This is a genomic window from Quadrisphaera granulorum (genome assembly GCF_003149145.1).
GTDB classification, from domain to species: Bacteria; Actinomycetota; Actinomycetes; order Actinomycetales; family Quadrisphaeraceae; genus Quadrisphaera; species Quadrisphaera granulorum.
On the sequence record NZ_QGDQ01000010.1, the window covers coordinates 139,383 to 146,838 of the forward strand.

7 protein-coding genes are annotated in these 7,456 nt (G+C 68.6%); 6 read left to right on the forward strand and 1 reads right to left on the reverse strand.

Features of this window, described 5'->3' with window-relative positions; genetic code table 11:
- Positions 1-19: 19 nt before the first annotated feature.
- From BXY45_RS09875 to BXY45_RS09900, 6 genes are all read left to right on the forward strand, one after another.
- The gene (locus BXY45_RS09875; RefSeq protein WP_109774148.1) at positions 20-1,348 is read left to right on the forward strand and encodes an aromatic ring-hydroxylating oxygenase subunit alpha; all 1,329 of its coding nucleotides are present in this window, start codon (positions 20-22) and stop codon (positions 1,346-1,348) included.
- Positions 1,349-1,909: 561 nt separating this feature from the next.
- Positions 1,910-3,193, forward strand: a complete 1,284-nt coding sequence (locus tag BXY45_RS09880) for a M24 family metallopeptidase (protein WP_211319420.1) — start codon at positions 1,910-1,912, stop codon at positions 3,191-3,193.
- Positions 3,194-3,251: 58 nt separating this feature from the next.
- Positions 3,252-3,605 carry a cupin domain-containing protein gene (locus tag BXY45_RS09885; RefSeq protein WP_109774149.1) on the forward strand — a complete coding sequence of 118 codons (354 nt, stop codon included), beginning with the start codon at positions 3,252-3,254 and terminating at the stop codon, positions 3,603-3,605.
- Positions 3,606-3,674: 69 nt separating this feature from the next.
- Entirely contained in the window at positions 3,675-4,616 is a 942-nt protein-coding gene (locus BXY45_RS09890; RefSeq protein ID WP_109774150.1) for a LysR substrate-binding domain-containing protein, read from the forward strand.
- Between the two features lie 20 nt (positions 4,617-4,636).
- On the forward strand, positions 4,637-5,611 hold the full coding sequence (locus BXY45_RS09895) for an Ldh family oxidoreductase (protein WP_170131427.1): 975 nt from the start codon (positions 4,637-4,639) through the stop codon (positions 5,609-5,611).
- A 716-nt stretch (positions 5,612-6,327) separates the two neighbouring features.
- Complete coding sequence (locus BXY45_RS09900; protein WP_109774152.1) at positions 6,328-6,792, forward strand: hypothetical protein; 465 nt, start codon at positions 6,328-6,330, stop codon at positions 6,790-6,792.
- A gap of 92 nt (positions 6,793-6,884) precedes the next feature.
- Here the strand turns inward: BXY45_RS09900 and BXY45_RS24705 are convergent, their stop codons facing one another.
- Positions 6,885-7,433 carry a helix-turn-helix transcriptional regulator gene (locus tag BXY45_RS24705; protein ID WP_342799535.1) on the reverse strand — a complete coding sequence of 183 codons (549 nt, stop codon included), beginning with the start codon at positions 7,431-7,433 and terminating at the stop codon, positions 6,885-6,887.
- Positions 7,434-7,456: the final 23 nt, after the last annotated feature.

The following is a 7,456-nucleotide window of genomic DNA, read 5'->3' on the forward strand; positions in this document are numbered from 1 at the left end:
ATCCGAAGGGACACCACCCATGACGGCTCAGCTCACCCCCACGCCCGAGACAGCTCCCGTCGCACCTGCCGGATCGTCGACGCCCTCCGCACCGACGGCTCTCGGGACCAGCGCGGCAGAGCTCGTGGCACGACGCCGCAAGGGCTACAGCCTGGAGGGCGACTTCTACACGAGCCGGGAGATCTACGACCTCGACGTCGACGTCGTCTTCAGCAAGAACTGGATCTTCGTGGCCGCCGCGGCCGAGATCCCCGAGGCCGGCGACTATGTCACCGTCGACATCGGCAAGGCCTCCGTCGTCGTGGTTCGCGACGACGACGACGAGATCACCGCCTTCCACAACGTCTGTCGCCACCGCGGGTCCCGCCTCCTGGAGGACAAGGGCTTCGTCGGCAACATCGTGTGCCCCTACCACCGGTGGACCTACGCCCTGGACGGCTCGCTGCTGCACGCCGAGTCCCAGCCCCCCGGCTTCGACAAGAGCTGCTTCTCCCTGCACAAGGTCCACGTCCGCAACCTCGCGGGCCTGGTGTTCATCTGCCTCGCACAGGACGCTCCCGCCGACTTCGACGAGGTCGCCAAGATCGTCGAGCCGCACCTCCGGCCGTACCAGCTCGACAAGGCCAAGGTCGCCCGACAGATCGACCTGCCCGAGGCCGGCAACTGGAAGCTCGTCATGGAGAACAACCGCGAGTGCTACCACTGCGACGGTCACCCCGAGCTCATCAGCGCCTTCTTCCCGATCTTCGGCTACTCCGCAGAGGACATCACCCCGCGCCTGCAGCCCATCTGGGACCGTTACACCGCAGCCAAGGAGGCCCTCGCCGAGAAGCGCGTCGCGCAGGGGACTCCCCTGTGCGACCACCAGGAGCTCGACACGCGCCCGGTCGGCTTCCAGCTGGAGCACTTCCCTCTGGAGGGAGAGAGCAAGTCCTTCGCGGCGGGCGGTGCCGCGCTGTGCTCCAAGCTCATCGGAGACGTCAAGGACGCCGCCTTCGGTGACATCTCGATGCACCTGCAGCCCAACTGCTGGTTCCACTTCCTGGGTGACCACTGCATCGCGTTCTCGGTCATGCCCACCTCGCCCACCACGAGCGTGCTGCGCACCACCTGGCTGGTGAACCCGGACGCGGAGGAGGGAACGGACTACGACCTGGAGAGCCTGTGCGCGACCTGGAACGCCACCAACGACCAGGACCGCACGCTCGTGACCAACACCCAGATCGGATGTTCTGACCCCGCCTACGTGCCGGGCCCGTACTCCATGGTCGAGGACCAGGTCGAGGCGTTCGTCAACTGGTACATGACGCGCCTGCGCGAGCACCTGGGCCTGGAGGCCACCGCGTAACCACGGCATCGAGGGCCCAGACCCGCTGTGGCCCCACCCCGCGCGGGGTGGGGCCACAGCGGCAACACGAGGACGACGCACCGGTCCCGGGGCTGGCGCCCGAGCGGCGGCGCGCTACCCCACCAGGGAGAACTGGGCGGTAGCACTCACGCACGCCGCACAGAGCGCGACGCAGCGCGCTGATGACCCCCGCGACGTGGCCGGCGACGGCGCCGTCTCGACGAAGTCACCGCCGCAGAGCGTGCACTCACGGATGACGTCGGGGCAGGGCTCCATGGTGACCTCTTCGCCGCAGGTGACGCCCCGACGTCGTGGTCGGTGGCCGGTGATCGATCACTGTAACCCGGCGAAGCCCTCAACCGGCAGGACCGACTCCCACTTTGCCGTCCCCGATCCATGAGTTTTTCTGAGGCCCATAGCGAAGAAAGAGCACATTGTCGGCGGCGTGACCGCGGGATCAGACTGAGAGCGCGCCGACCCCGGCGAAGCCCTCAGGAGGTACGCCGTGAACCCCGCCTTTGCCCTGCGGATTGCCGCCATGCCGTTCGGTGCGCGGCGATCGTGAGCCGCATCCACGACCGGGCCCTTGCGGTGCCTCCCACCGCCTCCACACCGCCAGCCGCCGGCCGCTCGCTCGGCATCGACGTGGCAGCGCGGATCGAGGAGATCGACCTCGCGGCCATGGACCGCGCCAGGCTCGCGCGCGTCCGGGAGCAGCTGGTGAGGTTCGGATATGGGTCGGCCCTCCTGAGCGACCCCCTGAACATCCGCTACGCCATCGGGGTCCGGAACATGCAGATCTGGACCATGCACGCGCCGGGTCGCTACGTCTTCATCCCGGTCGAGGGTCCGGTCGTGCTCTTCGAGTTCGCGGCATCGATGCACCTCGCTGAGGCCGCGACGGTGGTCGACGACGTCCGCCCCAGCGTCTCGCCCTTCTACTTCCTCGCTGGACCGCGCCGCGCAGAGAAGTCGGAGGACTGGGCGCGCGACGTCATCGACCTCGGCCTGCGCTACGGCGGCAAGGAGCAGCGCATGGCTGTCGACAGGTGCGAGCCGTGGAACGCCGCCCACCTCATCGCGGCCGGCTTCAGCCTGTTCGACGCCCAGGAGCCGCTGGAGCTGGCCCGCATGATCAAGACTCCGGAGGAGCTCAAGTGCCTCCAGCTCTCCGTCGACGTCGCCGACCTCGCCGTCAACCGCATGCGGGCCACGCTGACGGCGGGGATGACAGAGAACGAGCTCTGGGCGGTGCTGCACGAGACCAACATCGCCCACGACGGCGAGTGGATCGAGTGCCGGCTGCTCTGCTCTGGCCCACGGACCAACCCCTGGTTCCAGGAGAGCGGCAACCGGGTCATCGAGGCCGGTGACATGGTGGCGTTCGACACGGACATGGTGGGGCCCATGGGGTACCTGGCGGACATCTCCCGCGCGTTCGTGTGCCCCGGCAAGCGGCCGACGGGCGAGCAGCGCCGTCTCTACGACATCGCGCTCGACCAGGTGATGACCAACGTGGCCCTGATCGAGCCCGGAATGTCGTTCGAAGAGTTCGGCGCCAAGTGCTGGCCGGTTCCGGACCAGTTCGTGCCCAACCGCTACATGATGATGATCCACGGGGCGGGGCTCGTCGACGAGGCGCCGATCGTGGCGTACGCAGCGGACTTCGAGGAGTCGGGCTACTCCGGCACCTTCGAGGAGGGCATGGTCGTGTGCGTCGAGAGCTTCATCGGCGAGGTCGGCGGCAAGGAGGGCGTCAAGCTCGAAGAGCAGGTGCTCGTGACGGCGGGCGGCGCGAAGACCCTGTCCTCCGCTCCCCTGGTCGACGCCCTCAGCATCGACTAATGCACAGGACATCACCGACGGCAGCACCACCAGACGCGACGTCCTGAGGGGCAAGGTCATGAGCGAGAACCCGAGGAACACCCACCCCGACCCGAGCGCCGCTCCACTCGTCACCCGGGCGCCCGGACCGCAGGCCTGGGAGGAGTCCGACGTCGCCGGTTTCACCACCGCTGCATTGCACACCGACGCCAGCTCTGGCGAGTCGACGATGCTGATGAAGGTGGCGCCCGGCGCGTACGCGGGCTCACATGCTCACGACGACGTCGAGCACATCTACATCCTCTCCGGCAGCTTCTCCGACGACTGGGGCACCTACGGGCCTGGTGACTACGTGCGCCGTGAGCCCGGAACGATGCACGCGGCCTGGAGCGACGAAGGCGCCACGGTGCTGCTGCACTACCGCGGACACTGACGCACCCACCGAAGCCCCATCGGTCACACCTATCGACACTTCTGAGGAGCCATCGGTTAGAACTGCTGCATGGATGTCCTGGATCTGCGCCGGTTGCGCCTGCTGCGGGAGCTGTCGGTACGCGGAACCCTCAGCGCTGTGGCCGCGGCCGCGGGCTACACCCCGTCAGCGGTCTCCCAGCAGCTGGACGTCCTGGCGCGCGAGGTCGGCACGCCCCTGCTGACCAAGGCGGGACGTGGAGTCCGTCTCACAGACGCCGGCCAGCGCTTGGTGCAGCACGCCGAGGTGCTGCTCTCCGCCGACGAGGCGGCTCGAGCTGATCTGCATCAGCTGACCCGCGCCCTGGGGCAGCTGAGGGGAACCGTGCGCGCGGCCGGGCTGCAGTCCGCCGCACGTCATCTGCTCGTGCCAGCTGTGGCCGCGCTGAGCGTTGACCACCCGCACGTGGAGGTTCACCTCACCGAGGCCGAGCTGGAGCAGGCGCTGCCCGGGCTGCAGCTGGGCAGCCTGGACCTGTGTGTGTGCGACGAGTACGACGGTCAGCCCCGTCCGCGACCCGCCGGGCTGCGCTCGGACGTGGTGCTGCGCGAGCCGCTACGCCTGGTGCTGCCGCTCTCCCATCCGCTGGCGGCGAACGACACACCCGTTGAACTGAGCTCCCTGGCCGATCAGCCCTGGGTCAGTGCCCCCAGCGGCACCGGACACCACCAGCTCGTCCTGGCCGCCTGCCGCTCCCGCGGCGGCTTCGATCCCACCATCCGTCACCACGCCAGCGACGCCGAGGTGCACCTCGACCTCGTGCGCCACGCTCGCGCCGTCACGCTGCTGCCCACGCTGTCGCTCCCCCACGCCGACCCCACGCTGGCCATCCGCGAGATCGCAGGCCCCCCGATGCACCGGACGCTGCTGCTCATCACCCGCGCCTCTGCCGCTTCACCCGCCGTCACCGCCTTCGTTGCGGCGGTACGTCACGCGGCGACCCGCCCGTTCGGCGAGGTGACGAGCGGGTGAGACTTCCTGAGGAACTGGACGTGGTCGTGTCCACAGCTGACCTCGTCCGCGACTGCCACCGGGTACTCACCGCTGCTGGCGCCAGCCCGACCGTTGCGCGCCTGATCACGGAGAACGCGATCTACTCCGAGGAGCGCGGCCACGCCTCAGTCGGCGTGAGCCACCTCCTCGACCACGTCCACGCCATGCGGGAGGGCCGTCTGGACGGAAGCGCCGAACCTGCCGTGACCCATCCCCTTCCCGCCATCTTTCGCGCCGATGCCCGCGGCGGGGTTCCTCACACCGCGTTCGACGCGCTCCTCCCGCAGGTCGTGGCCACCGCCCACGCCCAGGGACTGGTGGCGTTCGCCCAGAGCGGTGCGTACACCTGCGGGAGCCTCGGGTGGTTCACCCACCGCCTGGCCGAGCACGGCCTGGTCGCGATCGGCACCGCCACCTCACCGGCGCTGATGGCCGCTGGCCCCGGCGGCGGCCGCGTGTTCGGCACCAACCCGATGGCCTTCTCCTTCCCCCGCGTCGACGGGACGCCGCTGACCCTGGACCAGGCCTCCAGCGCCGTCGCCTGGGTCCGTGTGCGCGAGGCAGCCGCCCGGGGTGAGCAGCTGCCCACCGGCTGGGCGCTCGACCCCGCTGGAGAGCCCACCACTGACCCCTCGGCGGGCCTGGTCGGAGCGCTGTTGCCCTTCGGTGGGTACAAGGGCGCCAACATCGCCCTCATGGTCGAGCTCCTGTCCTGCATGGCTGGGGGCGCGTGGTCGATGGACGCCGCCCCGTTCGACCGCGGCGCGGAGTCCCCCGCCGTCGGCACCTTGTTGATCGCCATCGACCCGACCGGCCTCGATCCGGACTACACCCGGCGCTCCACCCAGCACCTGGAGAGGCTGGCTGCCTCCGGGGTGCGGGTGCCTGCGGCTGCGCACGCCTTCGGGCGGAGCCACCTGACGCTGCCCAGCGCCCTGTTGGCCGCGCTGAGGGGGCGGACCGCGCGGGCCTGAGGCGCGGCTGGTCGGCGCCGCCTGGTCCGGTGCGCCACCCGGCCCAAGAGAGGGCACGCGAGGCCGCGCTTCACCAGCAGCGCATCCGCCACGGAACGCCCTGCTCCGGATAACCGCTGCTGGCCGTGGCGTCAGGACATACCGGTGACCTGCGGAGGTAGCTCCGCAGGTCACCGGCTGAGGCGGACGAGTCAGCCACATACGCCAGGAACGGTCAGGCACAGATCCCTGACCTGCAAAGATGACGCAATGTAGCCACTCACCTGCTGACTTGCCGTTGGCGTCCGTTGGTCAGCGATGGCCAAAGTTGAATCCGTTGAGGACAATCTGAGGACAGCGCGGGGACAGCCACGCACCAAATCCGTAATTGACAACCCCAGGCAACCATTGTCCGTCACTCTGGGTCGCTCGTTCGCGCAGCGGCCCCCCGACGCAACACCGACGGGGCCTCAGGAGGCACCGGGGCTGCCGCCGCCGCCCACTCTCCCCCGGATCCCTGACTACCCGCCGGAGGGCGACCACGCTCGACGCATCCAGTCACCTGAGGAAGACTTCGACTGCCCAGCACGACACCCGACGCCACGGAAAGTGTCCATGCCGGCCCACAGCACCCACCAGATGGCAACCGTCTTCCTGAACACGCATCGTTCAGCCCGGAGGCATCGTTGGTGTTCGGCCTTGCTCCCTCGCCAACCCCATCACCAACGCAGACGCTCATGCAGACGGCCGCTGCAGCCAGCTCCGGCGGCACCCCATGGTGGCTCTCACTGCTGCTGGCGACCATTCCGCTCGCGGGGGCCGTGCTCGGCGTGATCCTCTTGCGCCGGACCGGCAAGGAGACAGTCCAGGTCAGCGAGGAGTCGCTGGCCAACGCCGTCAGCGCCCGACTTGAGACACGCCTGAGCGCTCTGGAGCTGGACAAGTGGTGCCGCCGCGAGGAGACCATGCGCATGCTGCGGTGGGCGACCGAGCGGGCCACGAGCAAGGACGACAACGAGGCCGTCATCGGCACGAGGGTGCTTGAGGCATTGGGCCAGTCCGAGCTGCTGCAACCGGAAGACCAAGGCCTCATCGACGCGGTCCTCGACGTCCTGCTCGAAGAGCCGGAGTCCGCCTACACTGAGGCGAGCAGCACTGGTGACGAGGTCGAAGTGGACCTCGTCGACGGCGAACAGGGGTGAGGCAAAGATGGCGAAGCGCATCGAGGTCACCCGCGCGCAAAAGGCAGCTGCTCAGATCAAGATGAATCGGTCAGAGAAGACTGGGCGTTACGTCAGCCCGGCAACCAAGGCCATCGCCAACGCAAGGCCACTGTCGAAGTCGGGCACGGAATCGAGCGCTGGCGTGCGTTCGTAAGCGTCAGCTGGTGCAAGTCGCCGACTGGCGGGGCGAGTTCCGAAAGCGTTCCGCAGTCTCGTGATGGCTCCTCACGAGCCAGTCCCTCGCGTTCCAGCTTGCTCAGCCACTCCAGCACGGCCTCCTGCCGATACAGAACGCGTCGGCCAACCCTGATGCTCGCTGGCCCCTCGCCCACGTACCTCCAGTAGCGAACGGTGGATTCAGAGGTCCGGAGCATCTCAGCGACCTCACGAGTCAACAGGACTCGGGCATACCGAGCGATGGTCGCCGCGCGGGAGCGATTCGGACGTCTGGGTGTCCTTGGCTCAAGGGCGGTAATCGTTTGAGATAGAGCAAGGTCATGCAGGGGCAAGGCGAGCTCGAACGCCTCGTGCGAGGGCGCGCCTGGCTTAGAGCGTCCGCCAGTAGGTGCGATCTTGGCGAGTGACCCGCTGGAGTTGCGAGCGGGCACGGGGCCCTCCACATCATGGAGTTGCTAACGCTCTG